Source organism: Flavobacterium sp. P1_E4, from assembly GCF_056405915.1.
The window spans coordinates 224,655-248,811 of record NZ_JBFUBE010000001.1 but is presented as its reverse complement, the minus strand read 5'-3'; the positions used below and the strand labels follow the sequence as shown (position 1 = coordinate 248,811).

Here is a 24,157-nt window from a genome sequence, read left to right as displayed (position 1 = left end):
TTCAATTTTCTGAAAACTCATAAATAATAATTCATAACTCCTTATTTTGGACCAAAACCAAAAACAGCTCATAAAACTAGCCCACACCAAAATGCCTTTTGGTAAATACGAAGGTTGGTTTCTTATTGATATTCCTGAGTATTACATTGTGTGGTATAGCAATAAAGGTTTTCCAAAAGGAGAACTTGGCGATCAATTGAAATTAATTTATGAGCTAAAACTCAACGGACTCGAAGAATTAATTCGAAACATAAAAAAGAAGTATCCAAAACCTTAATTGGTATGTTAATTTATTAGAATTTTAGATGGTTAAATTAAAGTTGTTTGCTAATTAGCCAATAATCTAATAAGTCTAAAATTCTAATAATTGGACAGTCTACTATTCCAATTAAATTTGTACTTTTGCCACGTTTTTTACATAACTACAATACAAACAACAACAGAATGAATCAAACGAAATATATTTTTGTTACAGGTGGTGTGACTTCTTCTTTAGGAAAAGGAATTATTGCGGCATCTTTGGCAAAATTGTTACAAGCAAGAGGGTACAGAACTACTATTCAAAAATTTGACCCTTATATCAATGTCGATCCTGGAACTTTAAACCCTTACGAACACGGAGAATGTTATGTAACTGATGATGGTGCGGAAACAGATTTGGATTTAGGACACTACGAGCGTTTCTTGAATGTACCAACTTCTCAAGCGAACAATGTAACTACTGGTAGAATTTATCTATCGGTAATAGAAAAAGAACGTAGAGGAGAATTCTTGGGTAAAACGGTTCAGGTTGTTCCTCATATCACTAATGAAATTAAGGAAAGAATGCAATTGCTGGGTAAATCTGGCGATTATGATATTGTTATTACCGAAATTGGTGGTACGGTCGGGGATATTGAATCTTTACCTTACATCGAATCTGTTCGTCAGTTGGTGTGGGATTTAGGTGAAAATAACGCGATTGTTATCCATTTAACATTGGTTCCTTATTTGGCTGCTGCGGGTGAATTAAAAACTAAACCAACTCAGCATTCAGTGAAAACCTTGATGGAAAGTGGGATCAAAGCTGATATTTTAGTTTGTAGAACAGAGCATGAAATTTCAGATGAAATTCGTAACAAATTAGCTTTGTTCTGTAATGTAAAAAGAGAAGCAGTTATTCAATCTATCGATGCTTCTACAATTTATGAAGTTCCAAATTTAATGTTGGAAGAAGGATTGGATGTTGTTGCTTTAAAAAAATTGGATTTACCTAAAAAAGCAGCTCCAGATTTGAAAAACTGGAATACGTTCTTGCGCAGATTGAAATTTCCAAAACATACCGTTAATATCGGTTTGATTGGAAAATATGTTGAAATGCAAGATTGTTATAAATCAATTCTTGAGGCTTTTATTCATGCAGGTGCTACTAATGAAACTAAAGTAAATGTAATTTCGATACATTCAGAATTTATAGATGCTGAGAATATTAAAGAAAAATTATCTGGATTAGATGGAATTCTTGTAGCTCCAGGTTTTGGGGAAAGAGGAATCGAAGGTAAAATAGAAGCTATTCGTTATGCTCGTGAAAATAAGATTCCATTTTTCGGAATTTGTTTGGGAATGCAAATGTCAATTATCGAATATTCAAGAAATGTAGTAGGATTGGCAGATGCAAACTCTACTGAAATGAATGACAAAACTCAACATCCTGTAGTGAATTTGATGGAAGATCAAAAAACGATTACAGATAAAGGTGGTACAATGCGTCTTGGAGCTTGGAAATGTGATATTACACCAGATTCATTGGCACACAAAATTTACGGAAAAACATCTATTTCAGAACGTCACCGTCACCGTTACGAGTACAATAGCCAATATGTTGACCAATTGCAAAAAGCGGGATTGATATCTTCTGGTGTAAATCCTGACACTGGTCTGGTAGAGATTGTCGAATTGGCAGATCATCCTTTCTTTATTGGTGTACAATACCACCCGGAATATAAGAGTACTGTAGCGAACCCACATCCTATTTTTGTGAGTTTTGTTGCTGCTGCCGTTAAAGCAAAAAAGAAATAAAATTTTAGAATTAGATTATTTGGCATAATAGTTGTCAAAATGTGTAACAACGATACGTTTTGATGACTAATGGAATCAGTTTCTAATTTATTTAAAATTAGGAAGACGAAAACAATAATAAAGAAAATGGAAGAAAAAAAATTAGACCTTAACTCGGTTATAGGTATTGTATTGATTATTGGTATTTTTCTTTGGATGATGTACCAAAACAAACCTTCGGAGGCAACTCTTGCTGCAGAAAAGGCTAAAAAAGAATTGGTTGCAAAAGAAGCACAAGCTAAAGCTGCAGCCGTAAAGTCAGTTGTAACTCCAACAGCTGTTGTAGCCGGAGATTCTACTCAATTGGCTCAATTGCAAAAAACGTTGGGTGGTTTTGCTTATTCTGCGACTTTACCTTCAGCGAAAAATGATGTTACAACAATCGAAAATGATTTTGTATTATTAAAAATCGCAAACAAAGGAGGTTACATTGTAGAAGCTACTTTGAAGAATTTCGAAAAATTCAAGAAGAATTCGGGTCAGTTGGTTTCTTTGATTAAAGATAACAATGCTGATTTAAATATTCAATTGCAAACTAGTGATAACAGAGTTTTGAATACAAAAGACTTGTATTTTGAGCCTACATTAACTAAAGTTGGTGCTGATCAAATTCTTTCTATGAAATTGAAATCAGGTCCAAATGAGTTCTTGGAATACAAATACATTTTGAAACCAAACGATTATATGGTTGGTTTTGATGTTCATTCCCAAGGATTGAATAAAGTTTTGAATACTGCAAAGCCATTGGATTTACAATGGAATTTAAAATCGTTTAGAACAGAGAAAAGTATTTCTTATGAAAATAGATTTTCTGAATTGCGTTTTCAGTATAAAGATGGAAAGCATGATTATGTAGGTGCAGGGAAAGACAAGGAAGAAACTCCAGAGAAAGTGGATTATATAGCTTTCAAACAACATTTTTTTAGCTCTATTCTGTTGACTAATACTTCATTTGAAAAAGCAAGTTTGAAATCGAATAATTTGGTATTGGATGAGTCAAAAGACACTATTTTTACAAAACAATTTAATGCTACAGTGCCATTGGCATTTCAAAATGGTGAAGTAGATTATAAAATGGATTGGTATTTTGGACCAACAGATTACGCTACTCTGAAAGCTTATGATAAGGATATGGAGAAAATTGTACCACTAGGTTGGGGAATTTTCGGATGGATTAATAAATTTATTTTTATCCCATTATTTGGATTTTTAAGTAGTAATATTTCTTATGGAATAGCGATTATTATTTTTACGATTATCATAAAAATAGCGATGTCGCCTATTACTTATAAGTCATTTTTATCTCAGGCCAAAATGAAAGTATTGCGACCAGAGATTACTGAATTGGGTGAGAAATTCAAAAAAGATCCAATGAAAAAACAACAAGAAACAATGAAATTGTACAATAAAGCAGGTGTGAATCCTATGGCGGGTTGTATTCCGGCCTTGATTCAAATACCATTTATGTATGCTTCTTTTCAGTTTTTTCCGTCAGCATTTGAATTGAGACAGAAAGGTTTTCTTTGGGCTGATGACTTGTCTTCATTTGACTCTATTTATAAATTACCATTCCATATTCCATTATATGGAGATCATATTGGTTTATTCCCATTGATGGCAGCCATTGCGATTTTCTTTTATATGAAAATGACTTCTGGCGATCAACAAATGGCAGCTCCTCAACAAGAAGGAATGCCGGATATGGCTAAGATGATGAAATATATGATTTATATTTCACCGCTTATGATGTTGATTTTCTTTAATGGTTACGGTGCAGGATTGAGTTTGTATAACTTTATGTCGAATTTAATTACTATTGGAATTATGTTTGTGATTAAAAATCATATTGTAAATCCAGATAAAATTCATGCTCAAATTCAAGAGAACAAGTTGAAGGAACCAAAAAAGCCAGGTAAGTTTCAACAAAAATTGCAAGAGGCTATGGAACAAGCTGAAGCTCAAAAAGCAAAAAAGAAATAAAAAAATAAACCGAATATAAATAGAAAAGCTCCTTATCAAATAGGAGCTTTTTCGTTTTTAACAAATTACAATTAACAATCAATTAATTTTATTTTTTAAAAAGTTGGCAATAAAACTTTGTCTAAAACGTGAATGATTCCATTAGAACATTGTACGTCTGTTGCTGTTATATTACAATTTCTGCCGCTAACATCCAGTAAACGGGTTGGAGTAAATTTTACGGTAACATTTTGTCCGGAAAAAGTAGTTACAACTTGATCATTTGTCAATTGACTTGATTGTACATTGGCGCCAGCAACTACATGATATTTTAATGTTTTCTCTAGTACATTGGCTGGAATTGCGGGTAATCCAGAATAGCCAGTTTCTGTTAAGAAAGCTCCAAATGCATCATTTGTTGGAGCGAAAACAGTGAAAGGAGAACTTGTTGTTCCAGATAATATTCCGACAAATCCTGAGGATGGGTTATAGGTTAGTGCAGCTACTAATGTGGTAAAGTTTGGATTAGCAATCGCATGGTCTACAATCGTAGGAAGCCCTATAACTGCGTCCACAACATGTAGAACTCCATTTGTTGCCATTACATCAGCAGTAACAACTTTCGCTACTCCATTTAGTTTTACTCCAGATGAAGTATTGACAAACATACTTAATGTGTTAGTTGTTGATGCTCCTCCTTTTGCAAGAGTTTTTATGTAACCCGTTGTTAAATCTGTTGATTTTACTGTACCACTTACTACGTGATTGAGTAATATTTGTGTCAAAGCTTCTTTTGGCACGTCTTTAATAGCTGCATATGGGGTGGTTTTGAGAAAAGCGGTAAATGCAGCATTTGTTGGTGCAAATACGGTATAAGGCCCAACTCCTTTTAGGGTTGTTGCTAAATCTGCTTTGGTTAATGCTTCAACTAATATTGAGAAATCGGCATTACTTGAAGCAATTCCTGTAATAGTATTATCTGCAACTGGCGCTGTAGTTGTGTCGTCATCATTGTTGCATGAGGTACCAATGATTAAAAGCGCTATAGCTATTACTTTTTTGAATTTCAATAGATTTTTCATAATACTAATTGTTAAGTGTTGATTATTAGGTGTTTATTTCTTAGCAAAACTAATTATAATTATTTATTTTGTTTAATATTTTTTAATAATAATTAAACAAAATATGAAAATTTATGTTTTCCTTATATTTTGTTTAATCTCTTTTTTCGTTTTATTTTTCAATTTAACACTTTTAAATATTGGTATTCTTGTGTTTTTGTTTTTGCTTTTTTTGATTCATATTTATTTAAAAATAGTAAACAAAATATAATTTTTTCGTTTGGAGGTTTTCTTTTATGAGCAATTTTTTTCTCACATCTTTTTTTAGTATTTTCTGTTTATATTATAACTAATTATTAAGCCTTTTATAATTTTTGGATTATTAAGTTTTATGTACTTTTATAAAATATTTTTACTTCATAATAATAGTTAATTTTTAAGGTTATGCTATTGGTTATTAGATAATTTAATTAAAATTGTATGTTTTATATTTTTAGAATTTTGGCTCTTTTTTTGTGTTGCCAAGTTGTTTTTTCACAAACGGATTCCAATCCGGTTGATGAGAATGGAAAAAAGCATGGTGTTTGGAAAGGATTTTATGAAGAATCCGGCAGACAGAGATATGAAGGTACTTTTGAACACGGTAAAGAAGTTGGTGTTTTTAATTTTTTTGACGATACAAAAGCAAAGTCAATTATTGCAACAAGAACTTTTAATACTAAGGATAACTCTTGCTATACGATTTTTTATGACCAGAATAAAAATATTGTAAGTGAAGGTAAAGAGGTAAATAAATTGCGAGAAGGCCCTTGGAAATACTATCATAAGGCTTCAAAAACAATCATGACTTTGGAGAATTATAAAAGCGGAAAACTCGATGGAGTCCGAACTGTATATTATCCAAGCGGTAAAATTGTTGATGAAACCATTTATAAAAATGGATTAAAGGAAGGTGTTTATAAAAAATATTCTGAGAAAGGAATTGTTTTGGAGAAAAGCTTTTTTAAAAATGATGAATATGAAGGCGAGGCCATTTATAAAGACCCAAATGATCTTGTAATTGCTAAAGGAAAGTTTAAAAATGGGAAAAAAGTTGGGAAGTGGCAGTTTTTTATCAATGGGAAATTGGAAAGTGAGGAGAATATGGATAAACCTAAAAAGCCACAACTCAAAAGAGACAAAGTAAAAATAGATTAAGAGTTTAGAAATTATAAGTCCAGTTTTTTGTTCTTAAATTTTATTTATGCTTTTTTTGTTTGTTAGAAAATAAGAACAAATTGAATTTTTATTTCGTTTTGCCCTTTTGTATTGAATTAAAGATAAAAATAGTATTAATTCGGACTATTACAGTATTGTTTTCATCAATCTCAAATAGTCTTAACTAGTCATATTATTTGTACTTTTGCAAAAGATTAAATTAAATTACTAATAATGAAATGAGCATAATTTTTAATTTGGTATCTAATGCCAATGTTGATATGCGAATTACATTTGACCAATAAAAAAAATAAAAATCAACAAATGAAACGTGTAGTTGTAGGTCTTTCTGGTGGTGTAGATTCAAGTGTAGCAGCATATTTGTTGCAAGAACAAGGATATGAGGTAATAGGTCTTTTTATGAAGAATTGGCACGATGATTCAGTGACAATTTCAAATGAATGTCCTTGGTTGGAAGATAGTAACGATGCTTTATTAGTTGCCGAAAAATTAGGTATTCCTTTTCAAACGGTTGATTTAAGCGAACAATATCAAGAAAAAATTGTTGATTATATGTTTAGTGAGTACGAAAAAGGGAGAACTCCAAATCCAGATGTACTTTGTAATCGCGAAATAAAATTTGACGTTTTTATGAAAATCGCCTTAAGTCTTGGTGCTGATTATGTGGCTACAGGACATTATTGTCGAAAAAGTGAAATTGAAGTCAATGATGAAAAAGTGTACCAACTTCTAGCAGGTGTTGATAATAATAAAGACCAATCTTATTTTTTATGCCAATTATCCCAAGAACAATTATCAAAAGCTTTGTTTCCAATTGGTGAATTAACAAAACCAGAAGTAAGGGAAATTGCTGCCCAAATGGAATTGGTAACGGCCGAAAAGAAAGATTCTCAAGGATTATGCTTTATTGGAAAAGTACGTTTGCCAGAATTTTTACAGCAAAAATTACAGACAAAAGAAGGAACAATTATTCAAATTGATAAAAACGATCCTGTGTATTCTTATGAAATCCAAGATGATTTAGCTATTGAAGAGCAATTGCTTTTTGCTTCTAGAAAATTGCCTTATACAGAAAAAATGGGTAAAATCATGGGAAAACATCAAGGAGCCCATTATTTTACGATAGGTCAAAGAAAAGGTTTGAATGTAGGTGGAACAACAGACCCTTTGTTTGTTATAGCTACAGATGTGGAAACCAATACTATTTATACTGGTTTGTCAAGTATGCACCCAGGATTGTTCAAGAAAGCTTTGTTTATTGAAAAATCAGAAGTACATTGGATTCGTGAAGATTTGGCTTTGTCCAATGGAGAATCTATGGAAGTTATGGCGCGCATACGATACAGACAGCCTTTGCAAAAAGCTACTTTACATCAATTTGAGAATGGTATGTATATTTCTTTTGAAGAACCACAATCTGCAATTACAGAAGGACAATTTGCCGCCTGGTATCTAAATGATGAGTTGATTGGTTCAGGAGTTATTTCATAAGTTAAGTAAATAGCTAGTCGCAAAACATGAAAAAAATACTGTTTACTATTTTGTTATTTTCCTGTTTTGTGGGATTCTCCCAAGAAGATGCTTGGGTATATTTTAATGTCAAAAATATTTCTCAAAATTATTATGACAATCCTTTGCTGATGCTTTCGCAAAGAGCCATAGATCGTAGAACTAAGCAAAATATTCCTTTAGATTCTAAAGATATTCCTATTGATGCTAGTTTTATTAGCCAAATAAAAGCAGTTTCAGGAATTACCGTTATGGCGAAATCCAAGTGGCTAAATGCTTTGCATATTCGAGGAACTCAAATTGATATTAATTCTTTGAAATCTTTTTCGTTTGTGGATAAAATTGATTTTGCCAATAAATCACTCAATACTACTGGAAAAAAAGCTACTGTAAACAAAATGAAAGCTGTTAATAAAGGGTTGGAAAAGCTTGTGGATTTTGCTTATGGTAGTTCATCAAACCAAATCCAAATGCTTCATGGTGACAAATTGCATCAGCAGAATTATACAGGTTCCGGAAAAATAATAGCGGTTATGGACGCTGGTTTTCCTGGGGTTAATACAGCACAACCATTCCAAAGACTTCGAGATAATAATCAAATACTGGGAGGTTATGATTTTGTAAATAAGGATGTCAATTTTTACTCTGGAGATTCACACGGTGCGATGGTTCTTTCTAGTATGGGAGGATATAAAGATAATGCTCTAGTGGGAACTGCTCCAGATGCTTCTTATTATTTATTTAGAACAGAAGATGCACTAACCGAAAACCCTGTAGAGGAATCCTATTGGGTTGAGGCAGCGGAGAAAGCTGATAGTTTGGGAGTGGATGTTATCAATACTTCATTAGGTTATTTTGATTTTGATAATGCTGCATACAATCATATTTATAGTGATATGGATGGTAAAACTGCCTTTATGACTCGCGGTGCCGAAATTGCTTTTTCTCGTGGTATGATAGTGGTGGTCTCCGCTGGGAATGAAGGTGCTACGACAAATCCCCATATTGCTGTTCCTGCAGATGGTATTTCAGTACTTACAGTTGGAGCAGTAACTGCTACTAAGACCGTTACCAGTTTTAGTTCCATTGGTCCTTCGTTTGACGGAAGGGTAAAGCCAGATGTTATGGCACAGGGACAATCGGTGGTTTTATCTGATTCAGCAGGGAATATTGTGACAGCCAACGGAACTTCTTTTTCAAGTCCAATTACGGCAGGAATGGTGGCTTGTTTGTGGCAAGCGTTTCCTAATAAAACCAATGCCGAAATTAGAGATTTAATCGTAAAATCAGCCGATAAATATACAGTTCCAGATAATCAATACGGATATGGAATTCCAGATTTTAGTTTGGCTTTATCCAATGGGTTAGGAATTAATGATTTATCTGTTAGAGATATTTTTTTGTATCCCAATCCAACAAGCGATATAAGTACAGTTTCACTTTCGGAGAATTTTGACTCAGGAATATTTCGTGTTTATTCTATATTAGGGCAAAAATTGGGAGAACAGATTATTTCAAAAACTTCACCAACTATTTCGTTTAAAACATTACAGACAGGAATCTATATTTATGAAATTGTTTGTGATGGTAATGTGACTACCGGAAAATTAATCAAACAATAAAGCAGTTTTTTATATGAACAAAATTACAAGCCTTTTCAATATTAAATATCCTATTATTCAAGCAGGAATGATTTGGAACAGTGGTTATAAATTAGCTAGCGCAGTGAGTAATGCAGGAGGATTGGGCTTGATAGGTGCTGGTTCTATGTATCCAGAAGTATTGAGAGAACATATTCAAAAGTGTAAAAAAGCAACGGATAAACCATTTGGTGTCAATGTTCCCATGTTGTATCCTAACATTGAAGAAATAATGAAAATTATTGTCGATGAAGGAGTGAGAATCGTTTTTACATCAGCGGGAAATCCTAAAACGTGGACTCCTTTTTTGAAAGAAAACGGAATAACGGTAGTGCATGTAGTGAGCAGTTCTGTTTTTGCTCTAAAAGCACAAGATGCAGGTGTTGATGCTGTTGTTGCCGAGGGATTTGAAGCTGGAGGACATAATGGAAGAGAAGAAACGACAACCTTCACTTTGATTCCGATGGTAAAAGATAAAATTTCAATCCCGTTAATTGCTGCTGGGGGAATTGCCACTGGTAGAGGAATGCTTGCTGCTATGACTCTAGGGGCAGATGGAGTGCAAGTAGGGAGTAGGTTTGCCGCTTCACTTGAATCTTCCTCGCATCAAAATTTTAAGGAAACCATTATTGGGGTTCAAGAAGGTGATACACAGTTGACCCTGAAAGAACTTGCTCCAGTTCGTTTGATTAAAAATAAATTTTATAAAGACGTACAGGAATTATATGAAAAATGTCCTAGTAAAGAAGAGTTGGTTACTTTACTTGGAAGAGCTAGGGCCAAACGAGGAATGTTTGAAGGGGATTTAACAGAAGGTGAATTGGAAATTGGTCAAATAGCGGGATTAATCAAAGAAATATTGCCAGCAAAAGATATTGTAAATGAAATGATTACCGAATTTGAACAAGCAAAGCTAGAAGTAGTTTCATTTGGTTTTTAAAAGTGTTATATTTGTTTCCATAGAAATTTTAAGATAATGGGTAAGTTAAAAACAGGTTTTCTATTACTGTTTCTTTTTTTTGGATTGAATCATGGATTTAGTCAAAACTATAAATTCAAAACAACGGGATTAAGCGTTTCTGTGAAAGAAAGTAACGGTAAATTTGGTAATTGGAGCGAATTGAAACCAGTGAGTATAGTAGTCAATTTGGATACCAACAAAAATAGAATTGTGATATATTCGGAAGCAATTCAGTTATTTGAAATTGTCGAATATCTTCCTGCCGAAGAAGGTGTAAATGATCTTATTTACCCATTCGTTTGTAAAGATAACAATGGGGAAGACTGTACTCTTTCTTTTATTACTCGAAAAAATCAAGATAACAGAAAACAACTTTATGTTAAATACGAAGACAGGGTATTGGCTTATAATATTGATGTTGTTGAGGAAAAAAAATAGTGTTGGCATTTTTTTTAAGTCAGCAAAACTTAAAACTATCATTGTTTTTTAAGTTTTTCTAATTCTGATTTGCATCGCATAATCATAAGGGTCGAGAGGTGTGAATAGAATATTTTTGGGATTTACAAAAGGTAAATAAGCTTTGATTTTTTCCTGAGTAAATCTTTGTGACCAAAACTGCTCTTTGGTAGCAGTAAAGCTATCGCTAGAATTCGTGATTATTTTCATCCCCATTTTTTGATAGGATTGCTCTTGTTTTTTTCTTGTGTTGTCATTGTCAATGTAGCAGGCACCAAGGATTATTTCTCCATTTGTTTTTAGCAAAGAATAGGCATTTGAAAAAATAGCCGTAAATTTTTCATTCTTGGATAAATCCAATCTTTTATGGGAATCATTATACTCATTGAAAGGAAAATTATCGGGATAAAAATTGCCAGGAGTAAACCAAGTACAGATGATTAAATCGTATTTTTTTTGTAGTTGGTTTAAATTAACAGCATCGAGTAGATGTACTTTTAGTTTGTCTTCAATATTCAGTTCTTTAGCTGTTGCTTGGGATAGTTTTATACATGCTTCGGCATTATCGGTACCTTCATAGTTTTCAATCATTTTCCACATTTCAGGTATGGCACTTAGGTGTCTGGCTATTCTCGCGCTTCCTATCCCAATATCCAAAAGGGTAAGTGGACTTCCTTTTTTTAGATATACTTCGGAGATTCCTTTTTTGAGTTCCGTAAATTCGGCCCATTGGGCTTGTAATAAATCTTCAGATAAATACTGGTCGTTAAATGATTTTTGGACGGTATTTTCGTTGTCGTACATGTTCATGGTCAATGGTTTGATAGTCAAATTTAATATTATTTTTTTGTTTTTATATTGTAAAAATGAAAGTTCTTAATTTCTATAAAAGTTCTTCATGGCTGTGAGCGTGAGGGATAGAAATAAGCTACCGAAGTAGCATGGATAGCCCGACCGCATTATGGAAAGGGGCGGAATACTCGCAAAGTAAAGTAGGCCTCTTTCCATAATGGGGTCACGCCCAGACGATTTTGATGATTTACTAATTTTTGATTATTAATGTGCTATTTTATTGGATTAGTTATTTTGGTTTAGGCTTTTTTACAAGATAAAGTGTATTTTTGTTTACCATTAAAAAAATATTATGAGAAAAATTGTTTTGTTTTTAGTATGTGTTTTTTCTATTAGTAGTCAAGCACAACAGCGCCCTAAATTGGTTGTTGGAATCGTTGTAGATCAAATGAAAATGGAGTATTTGTATCGATTTTCTGATGATTTTTCAACTAAAGGTTTTAAAAGACTGATGGATGAAGGGTTTACTTTTTATAACATGAATTATAATTATGTGCCCACATTTACTGCTCCTGGGCATGCATCTATTTATACAGGTACAACGCCTGCTACACATGGAATCATAGGAAATGATTGGTACATTCGTTCTGCTGGAAAAACTATGTATTGCACCGATGATGCTGGTGTGAAAACACTAGTAGAAGGTACTGAAAAAGAAGGGGCTATGTCTCCAAAAAATCTTTTGAGCACTACAATTACTGATGAATTAAGAATGGCAACAAACTTTAACGGAAAAGTAATTGGTTTGAGTATTAAGGATCGTGGAGCTATTTTACCTGCAGGTCATTTTGCGAATTGGGCTTTTTGGTGTACTAAATCTGGAGCGTTTATTTCAAGTAGTTTTTATGGTGATAAAATGCCGGATTGGGTAACTCAATTCAATGGTGAAAAGAATTATATGAAATATATTGATAAAGGTTGGAGTTTGTTGAAGCCGATTGATACTTATAACGAAAGTTTACCTGATAATAATCCTTATGAAGGAAGATTAGACAAAACTTTGCCTCCGGTATTTCCTTATGATTTGAGTAAAATTTATAAAGAGACTGGAATGGAAATTTTGAAAAGTACTCCATTCGGAAATGATTTTTTGGCTGAATTAGCCATGAGAGCAATAGATAAAGAAGAATTGGGGAAAGATAATATTACTGATTTTTTGGCAGTAAGTTTTTCTTCAACTGATTATGTTGGACATACTTTTGGTCCTAGATCTATGGAAATTCAAGACACTTATTTGCGTTTAGATCTTACTATTGCCGCGTTTTTGGATTATTTGGATAAAACAGTCGGTAAGGATAATTACTTAGTTTTCTTGACTGCGGATCATGCTGTTGCTGAAAATCCAATTTATTTAAAAGATCATAAATTAAATGTGACTAATATTCCTTCAAAAGATATTTTTGCTTCGTTAAATAAGTTTTCTATGGATACTTTTGGAGTAAATTTAGTTTTAAATTATTCTAACTTTAATATTTTCTTGAACAGGGATCTTATAAAGGAAAAAGGTCTTGAATTGGCTAAAGTTAAACAAAGTTTTAAAGATTTTTTAATGACGCAAGTGTATATAAAAAGAGTATATACTCAAGAAGATATTTTGGCGGGTTCTGCTCAAGATTATTATTTGAATTTTATTTTTAAAGGATACGACCCAAAACAAAGTGGTGATCTTGTAATTCTTGAAGGGGCTGGGTATTTAGAAAGCATTGAGACAGGAACTACACACGGAACACCTAATAGTTATGATACGAATGTACCTTTGCTTTTTTACGGATGGCACGTTCCAAAAGGGGAATCAAATAAAAAGGAATACATTACAGAAATTGCTCCTACGCTTTCTAAAATGCTTAAAATTACTTCTCCAAATGGTACAGAAGGGCAAGTTTTAGAAGAATTATTTGAAAAAAAATAGTCTATTTTTAATAGTGCCTTAAATCCCATTCATCTAGATGAATGGGATTTTTTTATTGATTTTCTTATTGTTGATGTTGTATTTTAAAGGAAACTGTTAAATTTGGATAGTTTTGTTTAATTAATATTTAATTATGAAGAAAATTATCAAAGTAATTTTGCTATTGCTTGTCATTATGGTGATGACAATTTTATTATATGTAAAACTGGCTTTGCCAAATGTGGGGAAGATTGAATATCTTAGTATTAAGCCAACGGTAAGCCGAATGGAACGCGGAAAGTATCTGGCGACCCATGTTTGTGTTTGTGTTGATTGTCATTCCACACGAAATTGGAATGAATTTTCTGGGCCATTGATAGAAGGGACTTTAGGTAAAGGAGGAGAAGTTTTCGATCAAAGATTTGGCTTTCCAGGTAGTTTTTATTCTAAAAATATTACACCTTCCGGTATTGGAGATTGGACGGATGGAGAAGTTTTAAGAGCGATTTCAAGTGGTGTTTCTAAAAATGGTAGAGCCTTGTTTCCGATAATGCCACATCCTCATTTTGGGCAAATGGATAAAGAAGATTTGGAGTCTATTATTGTGTATTTAAGAACATTGAAGCCTATTAAAAATATAGTTCCAGAATCGAAAGCTGATTTTCCTATGAACTTTATAATTAATACAATTCCGGATGAGCCTCATTTTTCCAATAAACCTAATGAAAGTGACACTGTTGCTTACGGAGGTTATTTATTCAATGCTGCTTCTTGCTCGGAATGCCATTCGAAACAGGAAAAAGGAAAACCAATTGAAGGCATGGAATTGGCAGGCGGTTTTGAGTTTCCAATGGTGACTGGAGGTATTGCTCTTTCGGCCAATATCACACAAGATAAAGCAACCGGAATTGGAAAATGGACCGAAGCTGATTTTGTAAACAGATTTAAGTCCTATACAGATAGTACTTATGTTTCCGCTAAAGTTTCGAAAGGGAATTTTAATACGGTTATGCCATGGACAATGTATGGTGGGATGGAAGAAAAAGATTTAAAAGCTATATATTCCTATTTGAAAACCATAAAACCAATACATAATAGTGTTGAGAAGTTCACTAATCCTTAATGGTATATAGATTAAAAAAAATCCCGAAACTTAATGGTTTCGGGATTTTTTATATTAAACTGTTTCTGCAGCAGCTACAGGCAACGGAATTTGATTTTGAAGTAAGTCTTCAAATTTTTCGTGAGCTCGGATTAAATACCCTTGTCCGTTCATCCATAAAACCTCTGCAGGTTTGTATCTTGAATTATAATTAGAAGACATTGAGAAGCAATAAGCTCCAGCATTACGGAAAGATAAAATATCTCCTTCTTTAATTTCTGAAATTCTTCTGTTGGTTGCAAATGTATCTGTTTCACAAATATATCCTACAACTGAGTAAAAACGCTCTTTTCCTTTTGGATTTGAGATGTTTTCAATAAAATGTTGTGAACCATAAAGCATTGGTCGAATCAAGTGATTGAAACCACTGTCTATACCTGCAAATACAGTAGAAGTTGTTTGTTTTACTACATTTACTTTAGCCAAAAAGAATCCAGCTTCACTTACTAAAAATTTACCTGGTTCGAAAATCAAAGTCAAATCTTTTCCGTATTCAGTACAAAAAGCATTGAATCTTTTTGATAATTTTTTACCTAGTTCATCAATGTCAGTAGCAATATCATCTTTTTTGTAAGGAACTTTGAATCCACTTCCGAAATCTAAAAATTCTAGATTTTTGAAGTTTTTGGCGGCATCAAATAAAATTTCGGCAGCATATAAAAATACTTCAATATCTAATATATCAGAACCTGTATGCATGTGAATACCTACGATGTTCATATTTGTATTCTCAACGATACGAACTAAGTGCGGCAATTGATGTACAGAAATACCAAATTTACTATCGATATGACCTACCGAAATATTAGCATTTCCACCTGCCATTACGTGTGGATTGATACGAATACAAACTGGAACATGAGGATGTTTTGCACCGAATTGTTCTAATATAGATAAATTGTCAATGTTGATTTGAACTCCCAATGCATGTACTTCTTCAATTTCTTCTAAAGAAACGCCATTTGGAGTGTAAAATATTTTTTCTGGTGCATAACCAGCATGTAAACCTAACTGTACTTCTTGAATAGAAACAGTGTCCAATCCAGATCCCATATCTCTCAATAATTGGAGAATAGCGACATTAGACAATGCTTTCATTGCATAATTGATGCGTAAATTAGGAACCTTAGAAAAAGCCTTCGTTAATCGATTATACTGGGATTGTATTTTTTCGGCATCATACACATAAAGTGGACTTCCAAATTGTTCTGCTAAGTGTAGTAAATCGTTTGCTTGCATCTTGCTTATTATTTTTTGACAAATTTATTATTCTTTGGTATTACGACCAAACAATTTGAGGTTATTTAACAAATTATAACAAATTGTTTAAATTACAACAAATAGTTCCTGTTTGTGGTTTTTTTTAACTTTATTCTAAAATATTGATTTTATTTTCAAAATTTGGTGAATGTGTCTTTGTAATGATAAAACAGTATTCTGTTAACATTTATTTTGTTGAATAATTAAATTTTTAACGAAGTTTGAATTCTGATGCGTTTTAAAAAATAAATCCCTTGACAAAAATGATATCAAGGGATTTTAAACTTTTTATTTCAAATACTATAAAGCGGGTAAATCGCCATTTCCTTTTGTTGGTAAATTGGTGAATCCCATTAAGTATAAATCAACTTCTCTAGCAGCTTCACGACCTTCAGAGATAGCCCATACAATTAGAGATTGACCTCTTCTCATATCACCAGCTGTGAAGATATGTGGCACATTAGTTCTATAGTTTGTTGCTTTATAGTTAGTTCTAATATCAATTTCTATACCTAATTGCTCAGCTAATGTTTTTTCTGGACCTGTAAATCCAAGAGCTAACAAAGCTAAATCACAAGGCCAAATTTTTTCTGAACCTTCTTTTTCTATTAGTTCAGGTCTTTGACCTGGTGTTATTTTCCATTGTACTTCAACGGTTTTTAATCCCACTAGTTCTCCTTTTTCATTAGCAAGGAATTCTTTAGTATTAATCAACCAGTTTCTGTTACAACCTTCTTCATGTGAGGAAGATGTTTTTAATTGCAACGGCCAAAATGGCCATGGTGTAGTTTCGCTTCTTCCTACTGGAGGTTTTGGCATGATTTCAAAATTAGTCACTGATTTTGCACCGTGTCTGTTTGATGTTCCAACACAATCTGATCCTGTGTCTCCACCACCAATAACGATTACATCTTTTCCAGTTGCCAATACTTGATCTTCAATTTTTTCTCCGTACAATACTTTGGTTTGTTGAGTCAAGAAATCCATAGCTTGAACAACACCTTTGCTATCAGCACCTTTAGTAGGCAATCCTCTTCTTTCGGTTGCTCCACCGCATAATACGATAGAATCAAAAGCTTCTAATTCTTCTACGCTAAAGTTAACTCCTACGTTTACATTTGTTTTGAAAACAATTCCTTCGGCTTCCAATACTTTTACACGTCTATCGATAATACCTTTTTCTAATTTAAAATTTGGTATTCCGTAACGTAATAAACCACCAATTGCATTGTCTCTTTCGAAAACGGTAACAGTATGACCTGCACGATTCAATTGTTGTGCAGCAGCCAATCCAGCAGGACCAGATCCAATCACAGCAACAGTTTTTCCTGTTCTTACTTCTGGTGTTTGAGGTTTGATCCAACCTTCGGCAAAACCTCTTTCGATTATGTTTTTTTCAATATTTTCGATTGCAACCGGTTCTTTGATTATTCCCAGTACACATGATTTCTCACATGGAGCAGGACATAAACGACCTGTGAATTCAGGGAAGTTATTTGTAGATTGTAAAATCTGCAATGCACTTTCCCATTCTTCTTGGTGCACCATATCATTAAAATCAGGAATTAAATTTCCTAATGGACAGGAGCTGTGACAAAAAGGAATTCCGCAATCCATACATCTGGAACCTTGCTCTTTAATTTTTTCTTTTGATAATGGAATTGTAAACTCATTATAATTTGTAACTCTTTCTAGAACAGCAACGTTACTTTCGTCGGCTCTATTATATTCTTTAAATCCACCTATTTTCCCCATGACTATTGTGCTATTAATTCTTCAATTTGCTTTTCTTCTGCCAATCTTTGTAATGCTTTTTTGTAATCTGTTGGCATTACTTTAATGAAATGTTTGCTTTCGTTTTCCCAATCTGCTAAAAGGCGTTTTGCTAAAGGGCTATTGGTATACATCGAATGATTTTTGATTAAGCGTTTCAATTTAGCTAAATCTTCTTCTTCTAATGTTTCTAAGGCAACCATTTCCATATTGCACAATCCATCTTCAAATTTCTTTTTGGCATCATAAACATAAGCAACACCACCGCTCATACCAGCTGCGAAGTTTCTACCTGTTTTACCAAGAACAACTACTGTTCCCCCAGTCATGTATTCACAACCGTGGTCTCCAATTCCTTCAACAACTGCTGTCGCTCCAGAATTTCTAACAGCAAAACGTTCTCCGGCCATACCATTAATGTAGGCTTCTCCAGTAATTGCACCATAAAGAGCCACGTTACCAATGATAATATTGTCTTCTGGGCTGAAAGTGGCAGTAGGAGGGACTTTAATAATTAATTTTCCTCCAGAAAGTCCTTTTCCTAAATAGTCATTACAATTTCCGTGTATTTTGAAAGACAAACCATTAGTAGCAAACGCTCCAAAACTTTGTCCTGCAGAACCTGTAAAGTCAACAAGAATTGTATCTTCTGGTAATCCTTGAGCACCATATATTTTTGAAATCTCATTACTCAAAATTGCACCAACAGAGCGGTCTGTGTTTTTGATGTCAAAAGTAACTCTGGTTCTTTCTTTTCTATAGATAGAAGGAATAGCAGCTTTAATGATATCAAAGTCAAGTACGTTTTCTAATGCGTGGTCTTGAGTTGAAGTATTATGATTTGGAACTGTTTTTGCTTTCTCTGGTTTATAAAGAATGGTAGATAAATCCAATCCATTAGCTTTATAATGCTTAATTGCTTTGTTAACATTCAGTTTTTGCGATTGTCCAACCATTTCTTTCAATGTTCTAAAACCAAGTTGAGCCATGATTTCTCTTAACTCTTCGGCAATAAAGTACATGAAGTTAATAACGTGTTCTGGTGTTCCTTTGAAATTTTTTCTCAATTCTGGATCTTGTGTTGCAATACCTACAGGGCAAGTATTCAAGTGACAAGCTCTCATCATGATACAACCAGAAGCTACAAGAGGTGCAGTTGCAAATCCAAATTCTTCAGCTCCAAGCAAGGCAGCAATAGCTACGTCACGACCTGTTTTCAATTGACCGTCACATTCTAAAACCACACGACTTCTTAAGTCATTCAAGATTAAAGTTTGTTGAGCTTCGGCAAGACCAAGTTCCCATGGAATACCTGTGTGTTGTAATGATGTTAATGGTGCAGCACCAGTTCCTCCATCATATCCAGAAATCAAGATAACATCGGCTTTTGCTTTAGCAACACCGGCAGCGATTGTTCCAACCCCAACTTCTGCAACCAACTTAACATTTACTCTCGCTTCACGATTGGCATTTTTTAAGTCAAATATCAATTGAGATAAATCTTCAATTGAATAAATATCGTGGTGTGGAGGAGGAGAAATAAGACCTACATAAGGAGTAGAGTTTCTTGTTTCTGCAATCCAAGGCACTACTTTTTCACCTGGTAATTGTCCACCTTCTCCAGGTTTTGCACCTTGAGCCATTTTAATTTGAATCTCTTGAGCATTCGTCAAATAGTTGATCGAAACTCCAAATCTTCCAGAAGCAACTTGTTTGATAGCACTATTTTTAGAGTCACCATTTAATTCTTTTTGGAATCGAGTTGCGTTTTCTCCACCTTCACCTGAATTACTTTTTCCACCAATTCTGTTCATGRCAATCGCTAGATTCTCATGAGCTTCTTGGCTGATAGATCCGTAAGACATAGCACCAGTTTTGAATTTTTTTACAATTTCAGTCCATGGTTCTACTTCGTCAATAGAGATAGGGTCAAGATTATTGAATTCGAACAAACCTCTTATGGTCATCAAGTTTTCACTTTGATCATTTACCATTTTAGAGTATTCTTTATAACTTTCTGGGCTATTCAATCGAACAGCTTGTTGTAATTTTGAAATGGTAGTTGGATTGAACATGTGTTTTTCACCGTTTCTTCTCCATCTGTAAATACCTCCAATTTCTAATGGTAATAGATTTGCAATTTCTGATTTTGGAAATGCATTTTGGTATCTTTTCTTAACTTCCCTTTCAATTTCCATTAGTCCAATACCTTCAATTCTAGAAGGAGTGTAAGGGAAGTATTTCGAAGTGAATGTTTTGTTTAAACCTAAAATTTCAAAAATCTGTGCAGCTCTATAAGAATGTAAAGTAGAGATACCAATTTTGTTCATGATTTTTAGAATCCCTTTTGCAATTGCTTTATTAAAGTTTGTAATTGCATAATCAGCTTTTACACCTGTAATAAATCCTTCGTTTACTTGGTTATGAATAATTTCATTTACCATATAAGGATTGATCGCACTTGCACCGTATCCAAATAATAAAGCAAAATGATGTGGCTCACGTGGTTCAGCAGATTCGATTATAATACCAAATTTAGAACGAACTTTTAGAATGTTCAAAGAGTGGTGAATATAAGATGTCGCCAATAACATTGGGATTGGTGCCAATTCTTTGCTAACACCTCTATCTGAAAGGATAACAATATTACATCCTTCGGAAACCGCTTTGAAAGTAGCTTGTACACATTTTTCTAAAGCGCGCTCCATACCATTTACCCCTTTTTCTATTTTGTATAAAGTAGAAATGGTAACCGATTTGAAATCGACGTGGTCAATGCTTCTTATTTTATCTAAATCCTCATTTGATATTACAGGATTTTGAATTTTAATTTTTTTACAGTGAACATCAGTAATGTCAAAGATGTTGTAATCTCCTCCAATTGCCAAACTAGTATCAGTGATTATTTCTTCACGAATACCATCCAATGGTGGATTGGTTACTTGTGCAAATAATTGTTTGAAATAGTTGTACAATAATTGTGGTTGATCTGATAATACCGCAAGAGGAGTATCATTACCCATAGAACTCAATGCTTCATTACCTTGAGCACCCATTGGATTGATGATAGTTTTTAAATCCTCAATTGTATAACCAAAAAGACGTTGTCTTGTTTCAAAGTCGATTTTTTCAGTTGGAATTGGATTGTTCGTGTAAGGAATTTTAGCCAATTGCAATAAATTGTTATCCAACCATTCTCTATACGGACGCTTAGTTACAACTGAATGTTTGATTTCTTCGTCTTCAATAATACGACCTTCATTCATGTCAACAAGGAACATTTTTCCTGGTTCCAATCTTCCGTGTTGTACTACATCTTCTGGTTTTATGTCAAGAACACCAATTTCGGATGACATGATTACAAATCCACTTTTGGTTAATGTATAACGAGAAGGACGCAATCCATTTCTATCTAATAATGCTCCAATTACGTTTCCATCTGTAAATGGTATAGACGCAGGACCATCCCATGGCTCCATGATACAAGCATTATATTCGTAGAATGCTTTTTTCTCATCAGACATAGTTTTGTGTTTTTCCCATGCTTCAGGAACAACCATCATCATAACTTCCGGTAAAGAACGTCCAGTCATTAATAATAACTCAACAACCATATCCATAGAAGCTGAATCTGATTTTCCTTCTAAAATGATTGGGAATAATTTTTTTAGATCTTCTCCAAAAACGTCACTTTTCATCAATTCTTCACGAGCACGCATTCTGCTTACGTTTCCTCTCAAAGTATTGATTTCTCCATTGTGACACATGTATCTAAATGGTTGTGCCAAATCCCAAGAAGGGAAAGTGTTTGTAGAGAAACGTTGGTGAACCAAAGCTAAACGGGTCACTAAGTCGCTGTCTAGTAAGTCTGTATAGTATCTGCTGATGTCTTCTGGCATCAATAGACCTTTATATATAATAGTAGTAGTAGAACAACTTGAAAAGTAAAACATATGACTTTCCGAAGTTCTTGAATTACGTATTGTATGTTCAGCAATTTTTCTAGCCAAAAATAATTTGGCATTGAATTGTTGTTCTGTAATATCTAAACCGTTTTTACCAACAAATACTTGTTTAACGGTTGGTTCTTTTTCTGCGGCGATCTGTCCTAAATTAGAAACATCAACAGGAACATCTCTCCATCCTAATATAGATAGATTTTGATCTTTTATAGCGTCTTCAAAAGTGGTTTTGCAAAATGTCACTTGGTTTGGACTTTTAGGCATAAAAACCATTCCTACAGCATACTCTCTAACTTCTGGGATTTCAAAATCACAAACTTTCTTAAAGAATGCATGTGGGATATCAAATAAGATTCCAGCACCATCTCCAGTTCTTCCATCAGAGCTTACTGCTCCACGATGTTCTAACTTTATAAGGATATCTAGAGCTTTATGAATAATGTCATTAGACTTAATTCCGTTCAAATTACATATAAATCCTGCGCCACAGTTGTCGTGTTCAAATTCGGGTAAATAAAGGCCTTGTTCTTTAACTCTCATGCTTGATATTTTTTTTTACAAAATTAAAGATTTCATAACATATAACTAATGAATACATAGTTTTGGTTCTATTTTTGCTATAAAATTAAAAAAGGTATGAATATTTGATAATAATGCTGAAATTTCCTTTCTGAATTGACATATCTTCAAAAAATATTTTTTTAAATTTTAAAAACCCTTCATTTTTGTAATAAATATAGGATTATACTTTTTGGGGATAATTATTTTAACAAAAACACTGAGAATTTTTAAATTTTTCACACTATAACGATTGAGATGAAAGATTCAGTATTTTTTACTTTTATATGTTATTATAATTAAAAAAAATTTCAATTAAATTAAATTTTGCTATTTTTGTGCCACTTTTATTCTGAAATAGATTCAGAATCCAGACAAATTCTATATTATGAACATACACGAATATCAAGGAAAAGAAATTTTAGCTAGCTATGGAGTTCGCATTCAACGCGGAATTGTAGCCAATAGTCCAGTAGAAGCTGTAGCTGCTGCAAAACAATTAACTGCCGAAACAGGTACAAGTTGGTATGTTGTAAAAGCACAAATACACGCAGGTGGTCGTGGAAAAGGTGGTGGAGTAAAGCTTGCCAAAGGAATTGACAAAGTGGAAGGAATTGCAGAAGAAATTATCGGAATGCAATTAATCACTCCTCAAACTTCTGCTGAAGGTAAAAAAGTACACAAAGTTTTAATTGCTGAGGATGTTTATTATCCAGGTGAAAGTGAAACTTCTGAGTTTTATGTTTCTGTTCTTTTGAATAGAGGTACAGGACGTAATATGATTATGTATTCTACTGAAGGTGGAATGGATATTGAAGAAGTGGCGGAACATACTCCACACTTAATTTTTACTGAAGAAATTGATCCATCTGTTGGATTGCAAGGTTTTCAGGCAAGAAGAATTGCTTTTAACTTAGGTCTTTCTGGAAATGCTTTCAAAGAAATGGTTAAATTCATCGATTCATTATACAATGCTTACATTGGTTCTGATGCTTCTATGTTTGAAATCAACCCAGTTTTAAAAACTTCAGATGATAAAATTTTAGCTGTAGATGCTAAAGTAAATATCGATGATAATGCTTTATACAGACAAAAGAAATATGCTGATATGCGTGACATTCGTGAGGAAAATCCAATCGAGGTTGAAGCAAAAGAAGTAGGATTGAACTATGTAGATCTTGACGGTACTGTAGGATGTATGGTAAATGGTGCAGGTCTTGCAATGGCAACTATGGATTTAATTAAATATGCTGGTTTTGAACCTGCAAATTTCTTAGACGTAGGTGGAACTGCTGATGCAAAACGTGTTGAAACTGCTTTCCGTATTATCTTGAAAGATCCAAACGTAAAAGCAATTTTGATTAATATTTTTGGTGGAATCGTTCGTTGTGACCGTGTTGCTCAAGGAGTTGTTGATGCATACAAAAATATGGGTGATGCTATTAAAGTGCCTATTATTGTACGTTTACAAGGTACTAATGCTGAAATTGCTAAAGAATTAATTGATAATTCTGGAATGCCAATTTTATCTGCAGTGCAATTTCAAGAAGCTGCTGATCAAGTACAAGCTGCACTTTCTTAATATTATATTTTGTTGAAACATACTGCGGTGTGTTTCTACTATACTAAATTTAAAATCCTGAGTAGAGATACATAACAATGTATTTTAATTCAGGATTTTTTATTATTAATAAATTATAAACCTGAGTTTGATTGTTATTTTTTGGAGCAGAAACATTTTATTTTTTAGTCAATATCGTCCTGTTTTGCGTTACAAACGAAGTTCACTGAACTCCTATGT

At 33.4% G+C, this 24,157-nt stretch carries 16 protein-coding genes; 11 read left to right on the top strand and 5 right to left on the bottom strand.

The window, feature by feature from the left end; all coding sequences use genetic code 11:
* Positions 1-46 precede the first annotated feature (46 nt).
* The 3 genes from AC1DY0_RS01085 to yidC all read left to right on the top strand — a co-directional run bounded on the left by AC1DY0_RS01085 (position 47) and on the right by yidC (position 4,077).
* Positions 47-277 (top strand): DUF3820 family protein, encoded by a 231-nt coding sequence (locus AC1DY0_RS01085; RefSeq protein WP_116795759.1) that lies wholly within the window; start codon positions 47-49, stop codon positions 275-277.
* 167 nt (positions 278-444) lie between these two features.
* The gene (locus AC1DY0_RS01080; protein WP_477186839.1) at positions 445-2,058 is read left to right on the top strand and encodes a CTP synthase; all 1,614 of its coding nucleotides are present in this window, start codon (positions 445-447) and stop codon (positions 2,056-2,058) included.
* A gap of 126 nt (positions 2,059-2,184) precedes the next feature.
* Positions 2,185-4,077, top strand: coding sequence for a membrane protein insertase YidC (yidC, locus tag AC1DY0_RS01075; protein ID WP_477186838.1), 1,893 nt, complete (start codon positions 2,185-2,187; stop codon positions 4,075-4,077).
* Between the two features lie 95 nt (positions 4,078-4,172).
* Here the strand turns inward: yidC and AC1DY0_RS01070 are convergent, their stop codons facing one another.
* Positions 4,173-5,138 (bottom strand): fasciclin domain-containing protein, encoded by a 966-nt coding sequence (locus AC1DY0_RS01070; protein ID WP_477186837.1) that lies wholly within the window; start codon positions 5,136-5,138, stop codon positions 4,173-4,175.
* A gap of 459 nt (positions 5,139-5,597) precedes the next feature.
* Between AC1DY0_RS01070 and AC1DY0_RS01065 the strand changes: the two genes are divergently transcribed.
* From AC1DY0_RS01065 to AC1DY0_RS01045, 5 genes are all read left to right on the top strand, one after another.
* Positions 5,598-6,314: a toxin-antitoxin system YwqK family antitoxin gene (locus tag AC1DY0_RS01065; protein ID WP_477186836.1), complete on the top strand. Its 717-nt coding sequence runs from the start codon at positions 5,598-5,600 to the stop codon at positions 6,312-6,314.
* A 324-nt stretch (positions 6,315-6,638) separates the two neighbouring features.
* Positions 6,639-7,826 carry a tRNA 2-thiouridine(34) synthase MnmA gene (gene mnmA / locus AC1DY0_RS01060; RefSeq protein WP_477186835.1) on the top strand — a complete coding sequence of 396 codons (1,188 nt, stop codon included), beginning with the start codon at positions 6,639-6,641 and terminating at the stop codon, positions 7,824-7,826.
* 26 nt (positions 7,827-7,852) lie between these two features.
* Positions 7,853-9,466 (top strand): S8 family serine peptidase, encoded by a 1,614-nt coding sequence (locus tag AC1DY0_RS01055; RefSeq protein ID WP_477186834.1) that lies wholly within the window; start codon positions 7,853-7,855, stop codon positions 9,464-9,466.
* A gap of 13 nt (positions 9,467-9,479) precedes the next feature.
* The gene (locus AC1DY0_RS01050; protein ID WP_477186833.1) at positions 9,480-10,424 is read left to right on the top strand and encodes an NAD(P)H-dependent flavin oxidoreductase; all 945 of its coding nucleotides are present in this window, start codon (positions 9,480-9,482) and stop codon (positions 10,422-10,424) included.
* Between the two features lie 36 nt (positions 10,425-10,460).
* The gene (locus AC1DY0_RS01045; RefSeq protein WP_477186832.1) at positions 10,461-10,883 is read left to right on the top strand and encodes a hypothetical protein; all 423 of its coding nucleotides are present in this window, start codon (positions 10,461-10,463) and stop codon (positions 10,881-10,883) included.
* Positions 10,884-10,931: 48 nt separating this feature from the next.
* Here AC1DY0_RS01045 and AC1DY0_RS01040 read toward each other — a convergent pair whose 3' ends face one another.
* On the bottom strand, positions 10,932-11,711 hold the full coding sequence (locus AC1DY0_RS01040; protein ID WP_477186831.1) for a methyltransferase domain-containing protein: 780 nt from the start codon (positions 11,709-11,711) through the stop codon (positions 10,932-10,934).
* Positions 11,712-12,045: 334 nt separating this feature from the next.
* Between AC1DY0_RS01040 and pafA the strand changes: the two genes are divergently transcribed.
* On the top strand, positions 12,046-13,662 hold the full coding sequence (gene pafA, locus AC1DY0_RS01035; protein ID WP_477186830.1) for an alkaline phosphatase PafA: 1,617 nt from the start codon (positions 12,046-12,048) through the stop codon (positions 13,660-13,662).
* A 133-nt stretch (positions 13,663-13,795) separates the two neighbouring features.
* Entirely contained in the window at positions 13,796-14,764 is a 969-nt protein-coding gene (locus AC1DY0_RS01030) for a c-type cytochrome (RefSeq protein WP_477186829.1), read from the top strand.
* 54 nt (positions 14,765-14,818) lie between these two features.
* Here AC1DY0_RS01030 and lysA read toward each other — a convergent pair whose 3' ends face one another.
* The 3 genes from lysA to gltB all read right to left on the bottom strand — a co-directional run bounded on the left by lysA (position 14,819) and on the right by gltB (position 22,338).
* Complete coding sequence (lysA, locus tag AC1DY0_RS01025; protein ID WP_477186828.1) at positions 14,819-16,042, bottom strand: diaminopimelate decarboxylase; 1,224 nt, start codon at positions 16,040-16,042, stop codon at positions 14,819-14,821.
* 321 nt (positions 16,043-16,363) lie between these two features.
* Positions 16,364-17,818, bottom strand: coding sequence for a glutamate synthase subunit beta (locus AC1DY0_RS01020; protein WP_477186827.1), 1,455 nt, complete (start codon positions 17,816-17,818; stop codon positions 16,364-16,366).
* 2 nt (positions 17,819-17,820) lie between these two features.
* Positions 17,821-22,338 carry a glutamate synthase large subunit gene (gene gltB, locus AC1DY0_RS01015; RefSeq protein WP_477186826.1) on the bottom strand — a complete coding sequence of 1,506 codons (4,518 nt, stop codon included), beginning with the start codon at positions 22,336-22,338 and terminating at the stop codon, positions 17,821-17,823.
* A 406-nt stretch (positions 22,339-22,744) separates the two neighbouring features.
* On the opposite strand from gltB, the gene sucC reads away from it, so the two are divergent.
* Positions 22,745-23,938: an ADP-forming succinate--CoA ligase subunit beta gene (gene sucC / locus AC1DY0_RS01010; protein WP_477186825.1), complete on the top strand. Its 1,194-nt coding sequence runs from the start codon at positions 22,745-22,747 to the stop codon at positions 23,936-23,938.
* Positions 23,939-24,157: the final 219 nt, after the last annotated feature.

Bases quoted from the DNA above. Each gene is read 5' to 3' on its own strand.
- AC1DY0_RS01045 (WP_477186832.1), top strand. From the start codon at position 10,461: ATGGGTAAGTTAAAAACAGGTTTTCTATTACTGTTTCTTTTTTTTGGA.
- AC1DY0_RS01050 (WP_477186833.1), top strand. From the start codon at position 9,480: ATGAACAAAATTACAAGCCTTTTCAATATTAAATATCCTATTATTCAA.
- AC1DY0_RS01080 (WP_477186839.1), top strand. From the start codon at position 445: ATGAATCAAACGAAATATATTTTTGTTACAGGTGGTGTGACTTCTTCT.
- AC1DY0_RS01020 (WP_477186827.1), bottom strand. From the start codon at position 17,818: ATGGGGAAAATAGGTGGATTTAAAGAATATAATAGAGCCGACGAAAGT.
- lysA (WP_477186828.1), bottom strand. From the start codon at position 16,042: ATGCAAGCAAACGATTTACTACACTTAGCAGAACAATTTGGAAGTCCA.
- AC1DY0_RS01065 (WP_477186836.1), top strand. From the start codon at position 5,598: ATGTTTTATATTTTTAGAATTTTGGCTCTTTTTTTGTGTTGCCAAGTT.
- AC1DY0_RS01030 (WP_477186829.1), top strand. From the start codon at position 13,796: ATGAAGAAAATTATCAAAGTAATTTTGCTATTGCTTGTCATTATGGTG.
- mnmA (WP_477186835.1), top strand. From the start codon at position 6,639: ATGAAACGTGTAGTTGTAGGTCTTTCTGGTGGTGTAGATTCAAGTGTA.
- AC1DY0_RS01040 (WP_477186831.1), bottom strand. From the start codon at position 11,711: ATGAACATGTACGACAACGAAAATACCGTCCAAAAATCATTTAACGAC.
- sucC (WP_477186825.1), top strand. From the start codon at position 22,745: ATGAACATACACGAATATCAAGGAAAAGAAATTTTAGCTAGCTATGGA.
- AC1DY0_RS01070 (WP_477186837.1), bottom strand. From the start codon at position 5,138: ATGAAAAATCTATTGAAATTCAAAAAAGTAATAGCTATAGCGCTTTTA.
- yidC (WP_477186838.1), top strand. From the start codon at position 2,185: ATGGAAGAAAAAAAATTAGACCTTAACTCGGTTATAGGTATTGTATTG.
- AC1DY0_RS01055 (WP_477186834.1), top strand. From the start codon at position 7,853: ATGAAAAAAATACTGTTTACTATTTTGTTATTTTCCTGTTTTGTGGGA.
- pafA (WP_477186830.1), top strand. From the start codon at position 12,046: ATGAGAAAAATTGTTTTGTTTTTAGTATGTGTTTTTTCTATTAGTAGT.